The organism is Ancylobacter dichloromethanicus, assembly GCF_018390645.1.
In the GTDB taxonomy this organism is placed as follows: Bacteria; Pseudomonadota; Alphaproteobacteria; order Rhizobiales; family Xanthobacteraceae; genus Ancylobacter; species Ancylobacter dichloromethanicus.
This window is the reverse complement of the sequence record NZ_JAHBGC010000038.1, coordinates 345,613-362,799: the sequence shown is the minus strand read 5'-3', so window position 1 is coordinate 362,799 and position 17,187 is coordinate 345,613. Positions and strand designations below refer to the sequence as shown.

General features: G+C 70.5%; 12 protein-coding genes. 5 read left to right on the top strand and 7 right to left on the bottom strand.

Going from position 1 to position 17,187, the window contains the following annotated elements; translation table 11 throughout:
* Positions 1-96: 96 nt before the first annotated feature.
* Complete coding sequence (locus tag KHC23_RS18015; protein WP_213374295.1) at positions 97-4,950, bottom strand: NAD-glutamate dehydrogenase; 4,854 nt, start codon at positions 4,948-4,950, stop codon at positions 97-99.
* 249 nt (positions 4,951-5,199) lie between these two features.
* Here KHC23_RS18015 and KHC23_RS18010 point away from each other — a divergent pair, with 249 nt between their 5' ends.
* Positions 5,200-5,910 (top strand): OmpW/AlkL family protein, encoded by a 711-nt coding sequence (locus tag KHC23_RS18010; RefSeq protein ID WP_213374294.1) that lies wholly within the window; start codon positions 5,200-5,202, stop codon positions 5,908-5,910.
* Between the two features lie 64 nt (positions 5,911-5,974).
* Here the strand turns inward: KHC23_RS18010 and purH are convergent, their stop codons facing one another.
* From purH to KHC23_RS17995, 3 genes are all read right to left on the bottom strand, one after another.
* The gene (gene purH, locus KHC23_RS18005) at positions 5,975-7,576 is read right to left on the bottom strand and encodes a bifunctional phosphoribosylaminoimidazolecarboxamide formyltransferase/IMP cyclohydrolase (RefSeq protein ID WP_213374293.1); all 1,602 of its coding nucleotides are present in this window, start codon (positions 7,574-7,576) and stop codon (positions 5,975-5,977) included.
* Between the two features lie 200 nt (positions 7,577-7,776).
* Positions 7,777-9,495 (bottom strand): heparinase II/III family protein, encoded by a 1,719-nt coding sequence (locus KHC23_RS18000; RefSeq protein WP_213374291.1) that lies wholly within the window; start codon positions 9,493-9,495, stop codon positions 7,777-7,779.
* Between the two features lie 136 nt (positions 9,496-9,631).
* On the bottom strand, positions 9,632-10,957 hold the full coding sequence (locus tag KHC23_RS17995; protein WP_213374289.1) for an RsmB/NOP family class I SAM-dependent RNA methyltransferase: 1,326 nt from the start codon (positions 10,955-10,957) through the stop codon (positions 9,632-9,634).
* A 202-nt stretch (positions 10,958-11,159) separates the two neighbouring features.
* On the opposite strand from KHC23_RS17995, the gene KHC23_RS17990 reads away from it, so the two are divergent.
* Positions 11,160-12,131: a glucokinase gene (locus tag KHC23_RS17990; RefSeq protein ID WP_213374287.1), complete on the top strand. Its 972-nt coding sequence runs from the start codon at positions 11,160-11,162 to the stop codon at positions 12,129-12,131.
* On the opposite strand, the gene KHC23_RS17985 is transcribed toward KHC23_RS17990, so the two are convergent.
* The 3 genes from KHC23_RS17985 to KHC23_RS17975 all read right to left on the bottom strand — a co-directional run bounded on the left by KHC23_RS17985 (position 12,106) and on the right by KHC23_RS17975 (position 14,305).
* Positions 12,106-12,891: an RluA family pseudouridine synthase gene (locus tag KHC23_RS17985; protein WP_213374286.1), complete on the bottom strand. Its 786-nt coding sequence runs from the start codon at positions 12,889-12,891 to the stop codon at positions 12,106-12,108. The genes KHC23_RS17990 and KHC23_RS17985 overlap by 26 nt on opposite strands.
* A gap of 58 nt (positions 12,892-12,949) precedes the next feature.
* Entirely contained in the window at positions 12,950-13,732 is a 783-nt protein-coding gene (locus KHC23_RS17980; protein ID WP_213374285.1) for a 3-hydroxybutyrate dehydrogenase, read from the bottom strand.
* Between the two features lie 132 nt (positions 13,733-13,864).
* The gene (locus KHC23_RS17975) at positions 13,865-14,305 is read right to left on the bottom strand and encodes a hypothetical protein (RefSeq protein ID WP_213374284.1); all 441 of its coding nucleotides are present in this window, start codon (positions 14,303-14,305) and stop codon (positions 13,865-13,867) included.
* Positions 14,306-14,499: 194 nt separating this feature from the next.
* Here KHC23_RS17975 and KHC23_RS17970 point away from each other — a divergent pair, with 194 nt between their 5' ends.
* The 3 genes from KHC23_RS17970 to KHC23_RS17960 all read left to right on the top strand — a co-directional run bounded on the left by KHC23_RS17970 (position 14,500) and on the right by KHC23_RS17960 (position 16,856).
* Positions 14,500-15,090 (top strand): Fur family transcriptional regulator, encoded by a 591-nt coding sequence (locus KHC23_RS17970; RefSeq protein ID WP_213374283.1) that lies wholly within the window; start codon positions 14,500-14,502, stop codon positions 15,088-15,090.
* Between the two features lie 67 nt (positions 15,091-15,157).
* Positions 15,158-16,456, top strand: a complete 1,299-nt coding sequence (gene ispG / locus KHC23_RS17965; protein WP_213374282.1) for a flavodoxin-dependent (E)-4-hydroxy-3-methylbut-2-enyl-diphosphate synthase — start codon at positions 15,158-15,160, stop codon at positions 16,454-16,456.
* Positions 16,457-16,460: 4 nt separating this feature from the next.
* Positions 16,461-16,856 carry a rhodanese-like domain-containing protein gene (locus tag KHC23_RS17960; protein ID WP_213374281.1) on the top strand — a complete coding sequence of 132 codons (396 nt, stop codon included), beginning with the start codon at positions 16,461-16,463 and terminating at the stop codon, positions 16,854-16,856.
* The last annotated feature ends 331 nt before the right edge of the window (positions 16,857-17,187 follow it).

Genomic DNA, 17,187 nt, shown 5'->3' with positions numbered 1-17,187 from the left:
CCATCCGCTCAAGGGCGTGAATGTCCGGCGCAGGGCCGGGCACGGCGGGGGCACGGCCTGTTCGCCGCTCCCGGACCAGCGCCCGGGGTGCGGCGCCTACCCCCGCACCAGGTCGCCGATCAGGCTGGCGGCGACGGAGAGCTTGGACACGCTGAGCCCCGAGCCGGCGATGTCGTGCACGCCGTTGCGGGCCCGCTCCACCACCTCGCCGCGCGCCATTGCCCAGCTCGACACGCCGGCGACGCCCGCCCCGTGCTCCTCGATCACCTCGGCGGTGAGCCGCCTCACCGCGCTCTCGAACGCCGCGATGGCACGCTCCAGCGCCAGCCGGTCGTAATAGTCGGTCACCGAGAGCGTGCGGGCCGGGCCGAGGATGCGGTCGAGCCGGAACAGCAGGGCGACGGCGAAGAAGGTCACGGCGGCATCCGCCAGCGGCGCGCGCGTGCGGTCGGCGATCAGCACGATGTCGGTGGCGCTCTCCACCGCCGGCAGGCGGGCGATGCGCCGCGCCAGCGCCTCGGGCACCCCGGCCTGCGTCCACTGGCTGATGCGGGCATCGTGCAGCACCCGCGTCTCCTCCGGCAGCAATTCGCGCACCGGGCCGGAGAGCACCTTCTCCACCGGGCCGATGCCGGCAGCGTAGTGGCCGACCAGTTCGTCGAGATTGCGCCGCAGGTCGACATTGCGCAGGAACCAGATCGAGCGGTCGAGCAGCATGTCCTGCACGACGCCGTAGAGGTCGAGCTGCACCGCGCCCGGCACCTGCCCGTCCAGCGCGTCGATCTCGCGGTTCAGCACGGCAAGCCCGAAACCGTCGCGCACCACCGCGAAGGCCTTGGCGATGCTGTCGATGCCGGCGCCGGTCTCGTCCGAAAGCCGGGCGATGAAGGCCGGGCCGCCATGGTTGATCATGGCGTTGGACAGCCGGGTGGCGATGATGTCGCGCCGCAGCCGGTGGCGCTCGATGCCCTCGGGGAAATGCTCGCGCAGCTCGGCCGGGAAATAGGCCGCGAGTTCGCGCGCGAGATAGGGATCGTCCGGCACGTCGGTGTCGAGCAGGTCCGAATGGGCGGAAAGCTTGGCATAGGCGAACAGCACCGCCATTTCCGGCCGGGTCAGGCTCTCGCCGCGGCCGCGCCGCTCGTTCAGCTCGCTGTCGGAGGGCAGGAACTCGACCGCCCGGTCGAGCAGCCCGCGCCCCTCCAGCCGCTGCATCAGCCGCTGGATGAAGCCGAGCTCGTCGAGGCCGCGCATCTCGGCGAGCGAGAGCGCGAGCGTCTGCAGATAGTTGTTGGCCAGCACCAGCGCCGCCACGTCGCCGGTCATGCCGGCGAGGATCTGCGCCCGCGCCTGCGGGTCGAGCCGGCCTTCGCGCAGAGCGGGCCCCATGGCGATCTTGATGTTCACCTCGATGTCGGAGGTGTTCACCCCGGCGGAATTGTCGATGGCGTCGGTGTTGAGCCGCACGCCGCGCCGCGCCGCCTCAATGCGCCCGCGCTGGGTGACGCCGAGATTGGCGCCCTCGCCGATCACCCGCGCCCGCACCTCGCCGCCGGTGACGCGCACGCCGTCATTGGCGCGGTCGCCCGCCTGCGCGTCGGTCTCGCTGGAGGCGCGCACATAGGTGCCGATGCCGCCGAACCACAGCAGGTCGGCCGGGGCGCGCAATATGGCGCTGATCACCTCGGAGGGCGAGGCCGAGCTCTTGTCGAACCCCAGCACCTCGCGCATCGCCACGGTGAGCGGGATGCTCTTGGCGGTGCGCGGAAACACCCCGCCGCCCGGCGAGATCAGCGACTTGTCGTAGTCTTGCCAGGACGAGCGCGGCAGCGCGAACAGCCGCTTGCGCTCGCGGAAGGAGGCTTCGGGGTCGGGATTGGGGTCGAGGAAGATGTCGCGATGGTCGAAGGCGGCCACCAGCCGGATGGTGTTCTCCAGGATCATGCCGTTGCCGAACACGTCGCCCGACATGTCGCCGACGCCGACCACGGTGAACGGCGTGGTGCGGATATCCACGTCCATCTCGCGGAAATGCCGGCGCACCGCCTCCCAGGCGCCGCGCGCGGTGATGCCCATCGCCTTGTGGTCGTAGCCGACCGAGCCGCCGGAGGCGAAGGCGTCGCCGAGCCAGAAGCCGCGCTGCAGCGAGAGCGCGTTGGCGGTGTCGGAGAAGGTCGCGGTGCCCTTGTCGGCGGCGACCACCAGATAGGGGTCGTCCTCATCGTGCCGCACCGTGTGCGGGGGATGGACGGTGCGCCCCTCCTCGATGTTGTCGGTGACGTCGAGCAGGCTGGAGATGAACAGCTTGTAGGCCTCGATACCTTCGGCCTGTATGGCCTCGCGCGGGCCGGCGGGAAGCTGCTGCGGTACGAAGCCGCCCTTGGCGCCCACCGGCACGATGACGGCGTTCTTCACCTGCTGCGCCTTGACCAGGCCCAGCACCTCGGTGCGGAAGTCCTGCGGCCGGTCGGACCAGCGCAGGCCGCCGCGCGCGACGCGGCCGAAGCGCAGATGGATGCCTTCCACCCGTGGCGACTGCACGAAGATCTCGAACAGCGGGCGCGGCGCCGGCAGGCCCTCGACCTCGGCGCTGACGAACTTGACGGCGATGGTCGGCCGGTGGCCGCCCTGCGTGCCACGCTGGAAGAAATTGGTCCGCACCGCCGCGCCGACCAGATTGACGAAGCGGCGCAGGATGCGGTCCTCGTCGAGGCTGGGCACGTCGACCAGCGCGCTCTCGATCTCGGCCTGCAGCTCGGCCTGACGCTCCGCCCGGCGCTCGCCCCTGTCGGGATCGAAGCGGGCATGGAACAGCGCCACCAGCTTCTGGGTGATGGCGGGGTGGGCGTTGAGCGTCTGCCAGAGATAATCCTGGCTGAACGGGATGCCGACCTGGCGCAGGTAGCGCCCCAGCGCGCGCATCAGCGCGATGTCGCGCCAGCCGAGCTGGGCGTTGAGCGCGAGGGCGTTGAAGCCGTCGCTCTCGCCCCCGCGCAGCACCGCCATCAGCGTGGCGTGCAGCCGCGTCCCGAGCTTGTCGAGCGGGATGTCGCCGCCGCCGCGCCGCGACAGCAGCATGTCGTGCAGGTAGACCGGCGCCCCGCCGGCCGGGCGGATGGTGAAGGTGCGCTCGTCGATGACGACGAAGCCCATCGATTCGAGCAGCGGCACGCGCTCGGAGAGCAGGCGCGGCACCTTGTAGCTGAACACCTTGAGCGAGACCCGGCCGCGCTCGCGCAGCGACGAGGGGCGGAAATCCGCCGCCACCGGGCTGGCGTCGCTCAGGTCTTCGATCAGGCGCAGATCGTCGATCGCCTCGGGCGGCGCGCTGGCCGACTGGTAGCCGGCCGGAAACGCCCGGGCGTAGCGCTCCATCAGCTCGGTCGCCTTGCTGGCGGGAACCGTCGCCGCCAGCGCCTCGGCGAAACCGTCCGCCCAGGTGCGGATGATCTCGCCGATCGCCTCTTCCAGCGTCGCGCGGTTGACGTTCGGCACCTCGCCGGGGCCGCGCTCGATGATGAAGTGCACCCGCGTCAGCGGACCGTCGAGGAACATCGGGCGGAAGGCGGCGATCTGGCCGCCGAAGCTCGCCGCCAGCAGGTTGCCGATCTTCTCGCGCACTTCGCTGCCATAGCGGTCGCGCGGCACGAAGATGAGGATCGAGACGAAGCGGTCGAAGCGCTCGTTCAGCGCCAGCACCCGCACCCGGGGGTGCTCATCGAGCTGGAGAATGGCGAGCGCGAACTGGTAGAGCGCGGTCGAATCGATCTGGAACAGGTCGTCGCGCGGATAGGTTTCCAGCACCTTCACCAGCGCCCGGCCGGAATGGCTCTCGGGCGCGAAGCCGGCCCGCGCCAGCACGGTGGCGGTCTTGCGCCGGAGCATCGGGATGGTGCGGACCGAACTGGTATAGGCGGTGGCGGTGAACAGGCCGCAAATGCACAGCCCGCCGACCACCCGTCCCTGCGAATCGTAGCGCTTGACCAGCACCACGTCGATCCACGCCCGCCGGTGCACCCTGGACAGGGTGCGGGACTTGGTGACGATCAGCGGGGCGGGGTCGGCGAGCGCGTCGGTCAGGTCGGCGCTCACGCTGCGCGGGTCGCCGGTGGGGCGGAACAGGCGGAAATCCTCGTCCGCCGTCAGCCCCAGCGCATCCTCCATGCGCCGCTCGAACGTCGTCGCCTTCGGCCCGCCCGGCGTGCCGGTGGCCTGATAGTGGCGGCAGCCGAGAAAGGTGAAGCGCCCGGCCAGCAGCCATTCGAGGAAGGCGATGGCCTCTTCCCGCTCCTCGCGCGGCACCATGGCCGGGGCGAGGGTGAGATTGGTCACGGCGCCGCGCACCTGCGCCATCATCGGCTGCCAGGCGCCCACCACGACGCGCACCTGGTTCAGCACCAGGCTGAGTTCCTCGACCAGCGCCGCGCGCCGGCTCTCATCCTCGATCCGTGGCACATGGATCTGGATCAGGCTCTCGCGCCGCATGCGCGCGCCGGCCGACGTCTCGCCGGGAATCAGGCTGCTCACCTGGCCGTTGGCGTCGCGGTCGACGCCCATGATCGGGTGCACCACGAAGCTCGCGGTCAGGCCCTGCGCGTTCAGCGCGCCCATCACCGAATCGAGCAGGAACGGCATGTCGTCATTGACGATCTCGATCACCGAGACCCGGCCCAGCCGGTCGCCGCCCTCTGCGGCCTGCGGCTGCTCGATGCGGATGTCGAAGCTCTCGCGGCGGCGGAGCTTCAGATGGCCATAGGCGAGGCGCGCGAGCGTGGCGAGTTCGTGCGGGGTGTAGACACGCACATCCTCCGCCACCGCCCGACCGAACAAGCCATGGGCGAACCGGGCCGGCACGTCGCCGTCGGTCGCCTGCAGGATAAGGTCCGCCTGCTCGACGAGCTGGCGCGCAACGCGCTCGTCTTCGCTGGCCAGGAACCCTTCGACGCCCATCGCTTCCCCCTGCCGGATGCCCGGGCCCCTTATGGCCGCCCGCGTGCCGGCTGTCTCCGACATTTCTATTATACGTCTATTCTTCGCGCTGGAATGCGGGTTCCTCCTCGCCCATGCCTCTGTTGCCCGTCGGTCACAGCCACACAAGACTATCGCCCGCTTGATCTCGATCAAGCGGGCACCGCACCCCGCGCCTCACGAATAGGCGTGCGCCCCGTAGCGGGGCAAGTGATTCAAGGGGTTTGGGGCATGCCGTCCATCCGGTTCATATCAAGTCGCATTTCCGCTCCGGCGGCGGGGCTCGCGCTCATGGGCGCCGTGCTGGCCGGCACGCCGGCGCTCGCCGCCGACATGGGCAACGCCCCGCCGCTCGCCTACAAGGCCCCCGCCCCGGTGAAGGAGCCGAGCCCCTGGCAGATCCGCCTGCGCGTGCTCGGCGTGTTTCCCGAGGGCGGCGGCTCGGTGCACGGGGTCGGCGGCTCGAACCTCGACTATTCCGACTCCGTCGTCCCCGAGCTCGACATCACCTACTACTTCACCAAGAACTGGGCCGCCGAACTCATTCTCGGCGTGACGCCGCACGACATCAATGGCCGCGGCACGCTCTCCAACCTGAACAAGATCGCCGAGGTCTGGCTGCTGCCGCCGACCCTCACCCTGCAGTATCATTTCACCGATTTCGGCGCCTTCAAGCCTTATGTCGGCGCCGGCATCAACTACACCTTCTTCTTCGACCAGAAGGCCTATTCGGCCGATTCGATCGACGTGAAGGACACGTTCGGCTGGGCCCTGCAGGCCGGCTTCGACTACATGTTCGACGCCCATTGGGGCCTCAACGTCGACGTGAAGAAGCTGTTCCTGCAGCCCGATTTCGACGTCGTGGTCGCCGGCGAGACGCTGTCCGGCAAGGCCGATCTCGACCCGTGGATCGTCGGCCTCGGCGTCACCTACCGCTTCTGAGCGGCGGACACGCACAAATCGAAGGGCCGGCCCCGCGCCGGCCCTTTCGCGTTTCGCGCCCCGCTCAGTGGCGGAAATGGCGCACGCCGGTGAACACCATGGCGATGCCGGCCGCGTCCGCCGCCGCGATCACCTCATTGTCGCGGATCGAGCCGCCCGGCTGGATCACCGCGCTCGCCCCCGCCTCGATGGCGGTCACCAGCCCGTCGGCGAAGGGGAAGAAGGCGTCCGAGGCCACCACGCTGCCCCGCGTCAGCGGTTCCGCGAAGCCACCGGCCGCCGCCGCGTCGCGCGCCTTGTGGGCGGCGATGCGCGCCGAATCGACCCGGCTCATCTGCCCGGCGCCGATGCCCACCGTGGCGAGGTCCTTCGCGTAGACGATGGCGTTCGACTTCACATGCTTCACCACCCGGAAGGCGAAGGCGAGGTCGGCCAGTTCCTTCGTGGTCGGCGCGCGTTTCGTCACCACCTTCAGCGCCATGTCGTCGACCACCGCATTGTCGCGCGACTGCACGAGATAGCCGCCCGCCAGCGACTTCACCGCCGTGCCGCGCCCACGCGGGTCGGGCAGCGCGCCGGTGACCAGCAGGCGCAGATTCTTCTTCCCGCCGATGATGGCGGCGGCCTCCTCGGTGGCGTTGGGGGCGACGATCACCTCGGTGAAGATCTCGACGATGGCGCGGGCGGCCTCGGCGTCCAGCGTGCGGTTCAGCGCCACGATGCCGCCGAAGGCCGAGGTCGGGTCGCAGGCCAGCGCCTTGCGATAGGCCTCGACCAGCGACGCGCCCTCGGCCACGCCGCACGGATTGGCATGCTTGACGATCACCACCGCCGGCGCGCGGGCCGGGTCGAACTCGGCCACCGCCTCGAAGGCGGCGTCGGTGTCGTTGAGGTTGTTGTAGGAGAGTGCCTTGCCCTGCAGCTGGCGGGCGGTGGCGACGCCCGGACGGGCCGCGCCACCGACATAGAACGCCGCGCTCTGGTGCGGGTTCTCGCCATAGCGCAGCGCCTCGGCGAGGCGCCCGCCGAACACGCGGCTCTCCGCCGCCGCTTCGGTATTTTCCTTCGCCTCCACCTCCGCGAACCAGCCGGCGATGGCGCCGTCATAGGTGGCGGTGCGGGCATAGGCGAGCTGCGCCAGCCTGCGCCGCGTCGCCAGCGTGGTGCCGCCCTCGGCGTCGATGTCCGCCAGCACGGTGGCGTAGCTCGACGGGTCGACCACCACCGCGACATCGGCGTGGTTCTTGGCCGCGGCGCGGATCATCGCCGGGCCGCCAATGTCGATGTTCTCGACGCAGTCGTCATAGCCGGCGCCGCGCGCCACGGTCGCCTCGAACGGGTAGAGATTGACCACCACGAGGTCGATCGGCCCGATGCCGTGTTCCTTCATGGACGCCTGATGCTCTTCATTGTCGCGGATGGCAAGGATGCCGCCATGCACCGCCGGGTGCAGCGTCTTCACCCGGCCGTCCATCATCTCGGGAAAGCCGGTGAGGTCGGCCACGTCCAGCACCCTCAGTCCCGCCTCGGCCAGCGCCTTGCGCGTGCCGCCGGTGGAGACCAGCTCGATTCCCTTGCCGGCGAGCGCCTGGGCGAAGGGCACGAGGCCGGTCTTGTCGGAGACCGAGAGCAGGGCACGGGCGATGGGGCGGATTTCGGCGGACATGGGGGCGGCCCGTTCGTTGGAAAGAGGATGGCGCCGCCCTATCACGTCTCGCCTTCCGGGTGAACCTTGCACGGCGACAGGCGGGCAACCTTCGCGGCTCGCGGGGCTCGCACCTCAGGATGACGGCATTCGAGCGGCAACATCGTCATGCCGAGGTCCCGCCGGAGGCGGCCTCGAAGCACGCAGGCGCCGCCCGCCGACTACCCCCGCAGCGCCTTGAGCTGGACGAAGGTCCATTCCACCCGCGGCGTCTGCCGGGCGGTGCCGGTGATCACCAATTGCTCGGTGCGGCGCGGGCCGGCGCCGCTGCCGAGGAAGATGCTCTCCTCGATCGCCACGCTGCTGTCCGGCGCGGTGAAGGCCCAGTCGTCGCCGTCCGGCAGGCGCAGGATCACCGTCTGCCCGTCCGAGGCGCGCGAGGGCTCGACCGAGGGGTGCAGGTGAAAGCGCACCGCGTAGCGGCCCGGCTGGTCGGCGGAAAACTCCTCGCCCTGCGCCACCCGGAACAGGTCCTCGCCGTCGAGCCGCATGCCGTCGGGCGAGAGCCGCCAGGAGCGCTGGTGAACCACGCCGAAACGCTGGGCATAGCCGTCATGGCTGGCGCGCAGCACATCGGCCCCGCCGCGCTCGCCGCGGTCGACATGCAGGTCGGCCGGGCCGCCGAGCACCGGCGCGCCGCACAGCCTTGTCAGCGGCCCGGCGGAGAGGAAGCGGCAGGAGGAGGCATCCGCGACCACCACAGTGGAATGCGCCGCCGTCTGCCGGGCCACCGCGCGCCATTCCTCGCGTCCGGCGGAAGGCAGGCCGCAATTGACCACGAGGCGGTGTCGGCCGGCCGACAGCTCGAAGGAGAGGCAGCCCGCATGCGCCTCCAGGCTCAGCGGCAGCGGCGGCGGGGCGCCGGTGTCGGCGATCACCACCGTCGAGCCCGCCTCCATGCGCTGATAGCCCGAATAGGGCGCGTTGGAGATCGGGCGCCCGCGCGCATCGTCATAGGCCAGCACCGTGGCAAGCACGTCCGCCGGCGTCGGCCCCATGCCGTTGAAAAGCGCGAAGGCGCCGTCGGCATGGCGGAAGAAGCGCAGCATCGGCATCATCCGGTCGATGGCGTTCAGCAGCGTGGGCGGCGGCGCCACATGGCGCGCGCCATAGCACTGGCGCAAAGGCAGCAGGTCGAGCAACACCTCGATCAGCATGCCGGGATTGCGGCTGACATGGCCGCCATCGCCCAGCACCTGCCGGTCGAGTTCCTCGATCAGCCGCTTCTGCGCGGCGCGCATCAGCCGCGTCTGGTCGGCCATGCACAGGCTGGCCAGCGCCAGGGTGAGCGCGCAGGCGAGGCGCGGGCGCCCGTCCGGGGCGCTCGGCCCCACGCTCTTGATGTAGCGCACCTGCGCCGTCAGGCTGCGGAGGAAGCGGCGGTGAAAGCCCGGATCGGCGTCCTGCAGGATCAGCGGCGCCTGGGTGAGCCAGCTCGACACCCGGCGCGCGGCCACCTCCGGCGCCGATGCCTGCGGCAACCGGTGGCCGCGCATGGCGATCCAGTCGCCCACCAGCGCGCGGGCATGGGCCCGGGCGAGCGGCGAGGCGGAAGCCTGCAAATGCCGCAGCCAGCCGAACGAATAGAGCTCGCGCGCCCATTCCGGCGAGGGCGGCTCCATCTCGAAGGGCGAGGCACCGTCGGTCAGCACCAGCTTGCCGGCGAAACTGTAGCGCCCGGCATAGAACTCGCCGGCCCGCGCCGGGTCGCCGGTGCGCAATTCGTGCGGGGCGAACAGCAGCCGCGAGGGCACCGGCACGGATGTCGCGCGCCAGGGAAACCATGGATGCGCCAGGGTGCGCGCCACCAGGCTGTTCCAACCGGTCTCAGCCGCGAACAGCGCCAGCCGGGCGCGGTCCGCATGAATCTCGCGGGCCATCAGCGCCTCGGCCCTTCTCGACGACGCCCGGGAATCACCAGTTCTGCCATGCGCGCGAGCTTAGCGGAGCAGGACATCACGTCCAGCCGCACCCGGGCACGCCCGCAAACCGCCACGCCGGCCCTTGTCCACTCCCTCACGCCTTCTTCAACCGCGCCGCGAAGAAGCCGTCGAGGCCGGCGAAGCGCGGGTCCTCGTCCGGCAGATGGGTGGGCAGGGTGCGCACCTCGCCGGCGGCGTTGATCCATTCGGCGGCGATGCCGCACTCGCCCGGCGTGACCGGCAGGCGGGAAAAATCCGGGTGGGCGTTCAGAAACGCCTCGACCTGTCGCTCCCCCTCCTCCGGCTCCAGCGAGCAGGTGGAATAGACCAGCACGCCGCCCGGCTTCACCAGATCGGCGGCGTGGGCGAGCAGGCGGGTCTGCAAGGCCGCGAGGCTGGCGATGTCGGCCGGCGCCTTGGTCCAGGCGACTTCCGGGTGGCGGCGTATGGTGCCGGTGGCCGAACAGGGCGCGTCGATCAGCACGGCGTCGAACGGCCCGGCCTTGAGGCGCGTCGCATCGGCCTCGACGATATCGACGGCGAGGTTCAGCCGCGCCATGTTCGCCTTCAGCCGGCGCAGGCGCGGGGCGGAGCGGTCCACCGCCACCACCCGCGCGCCGGCGGCCGCAAGCTGCGCCGTCTTGCCGCCGGGTGCGGCGCACAGGTCGGCGATCGTCATGCCTGCAGCAGGATGAAGCAGCAGCGCCGGCAGTGCCGCCGCGGCGTCCTGCACCCACCATTCGCCCTCATTGAAGCCCGCCAGCGCGGTGACGTTGCCGGCCTCGACGAGCCGGATCGAACCCGTCGGCAGGAGGCGTCCGCCGAGCTTTTCCGCCAGGGCCGCCGCATCGCCCTTGGCAGTGAGGTCGAGCGGGGCCTCGCGCGCCAGCGCCCGCGCGACCGCCTCGCCGAGCGTCGGGCCATAGGCCGCCGTCCAGCCTTCCACCAGCCATTCCGGCTGGTCGGCGACGTCGGGCAGAAGCGCCCTGCCCTCCCGCGCGATCCGCCTAAGTACCGCATTTGCAAGGCCTTTGAAGCCGGCGGTGGAGGCCTGCTCGCCCACCAGGCTCACCGTGGTGCCCACCGCGGCATGGTCCGGCACGTCCATGAACAGGATCTGCGCCGCGCCGACGAGAAGCAGGATCTCGACCCGGCGCGCCTTGTCGGGAATGCCGCGCTCCAGCAGCGCGCGCAGCAGCCCGCGCAATCCCCCCAACCGCCGAAGCGTGGTTGCGGCGATCATCCGCGCCAGCCCCCGGTCGCGCTCCTCCAGCCCGCGCGTCAGCCGCTCGAGCGTCTCCTCCAGCGGGTGACCGCTTTGCAGCACGGCTTCGACAGCGTCCGCAGCCGCCCGCCGCGCCGCAAGGCCGGGGACGTCGGGCGGGGACGGGGAGCGGGGGGATGGGCGGGTATCTTTCATCGCGATGGGACTAGGCCGAGCCACGCGGGAAGGCAACCTTATCCCGAAGATCGCCGCTGCCGCCCACCCAAATGACCCCTTGGGGGTTGTCGAAGCGGGCGAGATTGGGTCCTATCCGTTTCCACTCCACCCGGGCGGCACGCTCCGCGCCCGGCCATTCCGCGCCCGCCCCTTCCCGGCCTTGCCTCGCAGCGAACGGAACATGCCGCACCTGATCCTCATCGCCGATATCGGCGGAACCTCCTCCCGCCTCGCCCTCGTCGGCCCGGACGGCGTGCCGCGCGACATCCAGATTCACCGCAATGATGACTTTGCCGGCTTCAAGCCGATGATCGAGGCCGACCTCGCCCAGCGCGGCCCGGGCGTCCATGCCTCGGTCGGCGGCGCGGTGCTCGCGGTCGCCGGGCCGGCGGACGAGGAGACGGTACGGCTGACCAACCGCGACTGGGCCTTTTCCAAGCGCGAGATGCGCCGGCATTTCGGCTGGCAGAAATTCGCCGCGGTGAACGATTTCCAAGCCCTCGCGCTCGGCGTTCCCGCGCTCGCCGCCGAGGATCTCCTCGCCGTCGGTGGCGGTGTCGCCGAACCGAAGGCGCCCATCCTCGTCTGTGGCCCCGGCACCGGCTTCGGTTCGGCCATGCTGGTGCAGATCGGCCGCACCCGCCATGTCCTCACCGGCGAGGGCGGCCGCGTGCGGCTCGGCGCCGCCGATTCCGAGGAGGCGCTGCTGCTCGGCCATATGGTGCGCGAACTCGGCCCGGTGGCGGTGGAGCACGCGCTGTCCGGCTCCGGCCTTGCCCGCATCCATCGCATACTGACCGGCGCCAGCCTGTCGCCCGAGGCGGTCATTACCGCCGCCCGCAGCGGCGAGGCGGCGGCGGGGGAGACCTGCAATGTCTTCCTGCGGCTGTTCGGCCGTATCGCCGGCGACCTCGCGCTGATCACCAATGCGCGTGGCGGCGTCTATCTCGCCGGCGGCGTCTCGGTCGGCCTCGCGCCGTTGTTCGCCGGCTCGCCCTTCCGCGCAGCCTTTGAGGAGCACCCGCCCTTCGAGGCGCGGCTGATCGAGATGCCGGTGCATGTCATCACCCACCCGACGCCGGGGCTGATCGGCTGCGGCCAGTTCGGCGGCCGCCTCGCCCGCACGCTCAAGCCCGGCCTGCACGTGGTGTGAAATCGGTCGCATCGGCGCGCGCCTCCAACGCCGCCGGGTCGAACCCCGCCCGCTCCAGCGTGGCGCGCATGTGGGCGGGCAGTGGCGCGCGTACGTCGATCGGCGCGCGATCCCTCTTCTGCGGAAGCACCACCCGGCGCGAATGCAGATGCAGGATCGGCCCGCCCGGCAGGCGCGAGGCGCCGCCATAGATGCTGTCGCCGAGGATCGGATGGCCGAGGGCGTCGAGATGCACGCGAAGCTGGTGCGTGCGCCCTGTCAGCGGGGAAAGCGCCAGCACCGCCAGACCCTCGCCTGCGGCGATCGTCGCCCACTCGGTGATCGCCTCCTGCCCGCGCGGATCGACCGCCATCCACCAGCCGCGCGTCGGCGAGCGCTTGGCGAGCTTCAGCTCGATGCGCCCGCGCGGCTGCGCCGGCACGCCGCGCACCACCGCCATGTAGGTCTTTCCCACCGTGCCGTCGGCGAAGGCCTTGCCGAGATCGGCCAACGCCTTGCGGTGGCGCCCGAGCACGAGGCAGCCGGAGGTGTCCTTGTCCAGCCGATGCGCCAGCTCGGGTGCGTTCGGCAGGCCGAAGCGCAGCGCGTCGAGATGGTCGGCCAGCGTCTCGCCGCCTTTCGGCCCCTTGTGGACCGCGAGGCCGGGCGGCTTGTCGATGACGAGCATCATGCCGTCGCGGTGCAGGACGCGGGCGGCGATGTCGAACGGTGCATCGGTGGCGGAGGGCGCGCTCTGGGAAGACGAAACGATCTGGCTCATCGCGCCGTCACACCATAAAGCCGGGCGCGCGTCGAGAGCCCGCCGGGCCGGCCTCCGGTTACTTCGCCACCCAGCCGCCGTCGATCTGCTGCAGCGAGCCGGTGATCGAACGGGCGTTGTCGCCGGCGAGGAACACCGCCAGCGCCGCCACTTCCTCGACGGTGACGAACTGCTTGGTGGGCTGCTCGGCCAGCAGCATGTCCTTCACCTCCTGCTCGCTCATGCCGCGCGCCTTCATGGTGTCGGGGATCTGCTTCTCCACCAGCGGCGTCCAGACATAGCCGGGGCAGATGGCGTTGACGGTGATGCCGAACGGCGCGGTCTCCAGCGCCACGGTCTTGGTCAGGCCGGCGATGCCGTGCTTGGCCGACACATAGGCCGACTTGAAGGGCGAGGCGATGAGCGCATGGGCCGAGGCGGTGTTGATGATGCGGCCCCATCCGCGCGCTTTCATGCCCGGCACGGCGGCCTTGATGGCGTGGAAGGCGGCGGAGAGGTTCAGCGCGATGATGAGGTCCCATTTGTCGTCCGGGAACTCCTCCACCGGGGCCACATGCTGCACGCCGGCATTGTTCACCAATATGTCGACCGAGCCGAGCTTTTCGTCCGCCAGCGCGATCAGGCCGGCGCATTCCGAGCCCTTGGTGAGATCGGCGTCGGAATAGAGCGCCGCAACCCCGAAGCTGGTCTCGATGTCCGATCGCTCCTGCTCGATCGCCGCCGCGTCGCCGAAGCCGTTCAGCGTGACGTTCACCCCCTCGGCGGCCAGGGCGCGGGCGATGGCGAGGCCGATGCCGCTGGTCGATCCGGTGATGACGGCGTTCTTACCCTTCAAGGACATAGGAGGTTCCTCATGCGACGGAGACGGGCGGCGCGGGCCGCCCGCTGGACATTAATGCGGGGCGATGACAGGTGCGTCACCGCCCCGTGCCGGAGATCACGCGCCGCACAATGAGGCGGCTGCGTGGAAGCCTCAAGGCTGCTTGAGGCAGACCGCGACGACTTCCTTCACCGGATGCTCGCACGCGACCACGGTCTTGCCGCCGTCATCGGCGAAGGACGCGATGTGCTGGAAGCCGCGGTCGGTGTTGACGCAATAGCCGGAGAGAACCACCTCGCCGGCCTCGCAGCCGCTCGTGCAGCCTGCCGACGGGCAGGGCGCGCTGCGCACGGTAATGTCGGAAGACCCGGGCGCACCCGGGGCTCCGGCCGTTCCGGCGGGGCCCTGCGGACCGGTGGGCCCGGCCGGGCCGACGGGACCGGTGGCGCCGGCAGGGCCTGCCGCACCCGCAGGGCCGGCGGCCCCCGTTTCGCCCTTTGCACCGGCGGGACCGGCCGGGCCCGACGGCCCTTCGAAACACGCTGCCAAGGGCAAGGCGAGCGCGGCGACGAGAATGAGTTTGAAAACCTGCATGGAACCCCCAATAAGCTACCCAGCGACTGTATCCTGCTCCGGCTCCCGGTGGGTCACAAGGGAGCGGCACGCGGAAAGCCGCCGATCCCGGCAACTCTTTTCTCGCGCCGGCTTCCGCCTCGCCGCCGCCACGCGGCGTGCGGAAAACCGGTGGCGTCATGGCGCCGTGACCGGGGAAGCGCTATATTGGTTTCATGTCGGCTTCCACTCTCCCGTCCGCCGGCCCGCACGGGCCCGACGACCATGACCACGCGGCCTGCGTGGCGGGTGCCATCGCCCGCTTCGAGGCGCGTTGCGCCCTGAGCGGGGCGCGGCTGACGCCGCTGCGCCGGCGGGTGCTGGAGGAACTGGCCGACAGCCACACCCCGCTCGGCGCCTATGATCTGGTGGAGCGTCTCGGCACCTCCGGCGAGAAGCCGCCGCCGATGTCGGTCTACCGGGCGCTGGACTTTCTGGTGTCGGAAGGGCTGGCCCACCGTATCGAGAGCCGCAACGCCTATCTGGTCTGCGGCCGCGAGCACGGGCCGGATGACGTCATTGTGTTCCTCATCTGCGAAGGTTGCGGCGTGACCGCTGAAGTCGCCTCGCACGCCATCGGCCGCGACCTCGCCTGGGCGACGCGTGCCGAAGGCTTCACCCCGCGCACGCCGGTGGTGGAGATTGCCGGCACCTGCGCAAGATGCCGTAAAGCCGTCGCGGCGGAAGCTGCCGCGACCGGACGCACCGAAGACGAACGCACTGAGGTTGAACGCACTGGGATCGAACGCATCGGGGCAGCCCGTTGACGGCCCGCCCGCTCCGGCTTAACCCCTGCGACACGCTGCGCTTCCCAGTCTCCGGACGATAACCGCCATGGACGCCCTCTCCCCCGCCCCCGTCGTCGCGCCCGATCTGGAAGCCGCCGGCCCCGCGCCGCGCCGCCTCACCGTCGCCGTCAAGGTCGGCGGCGTCACCGTCGGCGGCGGGGCGCCGGTGGTCGTGCAGTCGATGACCAACACCGACACCGCCGATGCCGAAGGAACCGCCCGGCAGGTCGCCGCGCTCGCCCGCGCCGGCTCGGAGATGGTGCGCATCACGGTCGACCGCGATGAGTCCGCCGCCGCCGTGCCGGAGATCAAGGAGCGCCTGCTCCGCATGGGGCTCGACACCCCGCTGGTCGGCGACTTCCACTATAACGGCCACCTGCTGCTGACGAAGTACCCGGAGTGCGCGCAGGCGCTCGACAAGTACCGCATCAATCCCGGCAATGTGGGCTTCGGGCAGAAGCGCGACCGGCACTTCACCACCATCGTCGAGCAGGCGATCAAATACGCCAAGCCGGTCCGCATCGGCGCCAATTGGGGCTCGCTCGACGACGACCTGCTCACCGCGCTGATGGACGAGAATGCCAGGCTGCCCCGCCCGGCGGCGGCCCGCGCCGTCACCCGCGAGGCGCTGGTGCGCTCGGCGCTGCTCTCGGCCGCGCTGGCCGAGGAGATCGGCCTGCCGAGGAACCAGATCATCCTCTCCGCCAAGGTCTCGGCGGTGCAGGACCTCATCACCGTCTATGCCGAGCTGGCGCGCCGCGCCGATTACGCGCTGCATCTCGGCCTCACCGAGGCCGGCATGGGTTCGAAGGGCATCGTCGCTTCCACCGCCGCGATGGGCGTGCTGTTGCAACAAGGCATCGGCGACACCATCCGTGTCTCGCTGACCCCCGAGCCCGGCGGCGACCGCACCCGCGAGGTGACGGTGGCGCAGGAAATGCTGCAGACCATGGGCCTGCGCACCTTCGTGCCGCTGGTCGCCGCCTGCCCCGGCTGCGGGCGCACCACCTCCACCACCTTCCAGGAACTGGCCTTCGAGGTGCAGGACTTCATCCGCACCTCGATGCCGGAATGGAAGAAGCGCTATCCCGGCGTCGAGACCCTCAACGTCGCGGTGATGGGCTGCATCGTCAACGGACCTGGCGAGTCGAAGCATGCCGATATCGGCATCTCGCTGCCCGGCACCGGCGAGTTCCCCACCGCGCCGGTCTATCTCGACGGCAAGAAGGCGATGACCCTGCGCGGCCCGAGCCTGCGCGAGGATTTCAAGAAGATCGTCGAGGACTATGTCGAGCGCCGCTTCGGCGTCGGACGCCAGCCCTCGAAGGTCGACGCGGCGGAATGAACCGATGAAGAAGGGCTACAGGCAGCTTCTCGCCGAGGCCGACGCCCTCGTCACCGCGATCGACGTCGCCGAAGCCGCCGCCCTGCAGGGCGAGGCGGACGTGGTCTTCGTCGACCTGCGTGATCCGCGCGAACGCGAGCGGGAGGGCACCATATCAGGCGCCTTCTCCTGCCCGCGCGGCATGCTGGAGTTCTGGGTCGACCCGGAAAGCCCCTACGCCAAGCCGGTCTTCGCCGGGGACAAGCGCTTCGTTTTCTTCTGCGCCAGCGGCTGGCGCTCGGCGCTGGCCACCAAGACGGCGCAGGAAATGGGACTGGAGAAGGTTTGTCACCTCACAGGCGGCTTCACCGCGTGGAAGGCGGCAGGCGGCGCGGTGGAGACCCTGGCGCCGAAGGGGTAAGGGGTGCGGCAGGGATGCGCCCGGCTGACCATCCTTCGAGGCTCGCTGCGCTCGCACCTCAGGATGACGTGGCTCCATGAGGAAGACGCGGAGGCGCGCCCTCTTCGGAACGCCCTCTTCGGAACGCCGTCATCCTGAGGCGCCCGGCATCGCCGAGCCTCGAAGGATGGTCGCCTGAAGAAACCCCTTCCATACTCCCCGACGCGACGTCATCCTGAGGTGCGAGCGCAGCGAGCCTCGATGGATGGTCATCCGGGACTAAGAAACCCCTTCCATACTCCCCGACGCGACGTCATCCTGAGGTGCGAGCGCAGCGAGCCTCGAAGGATGG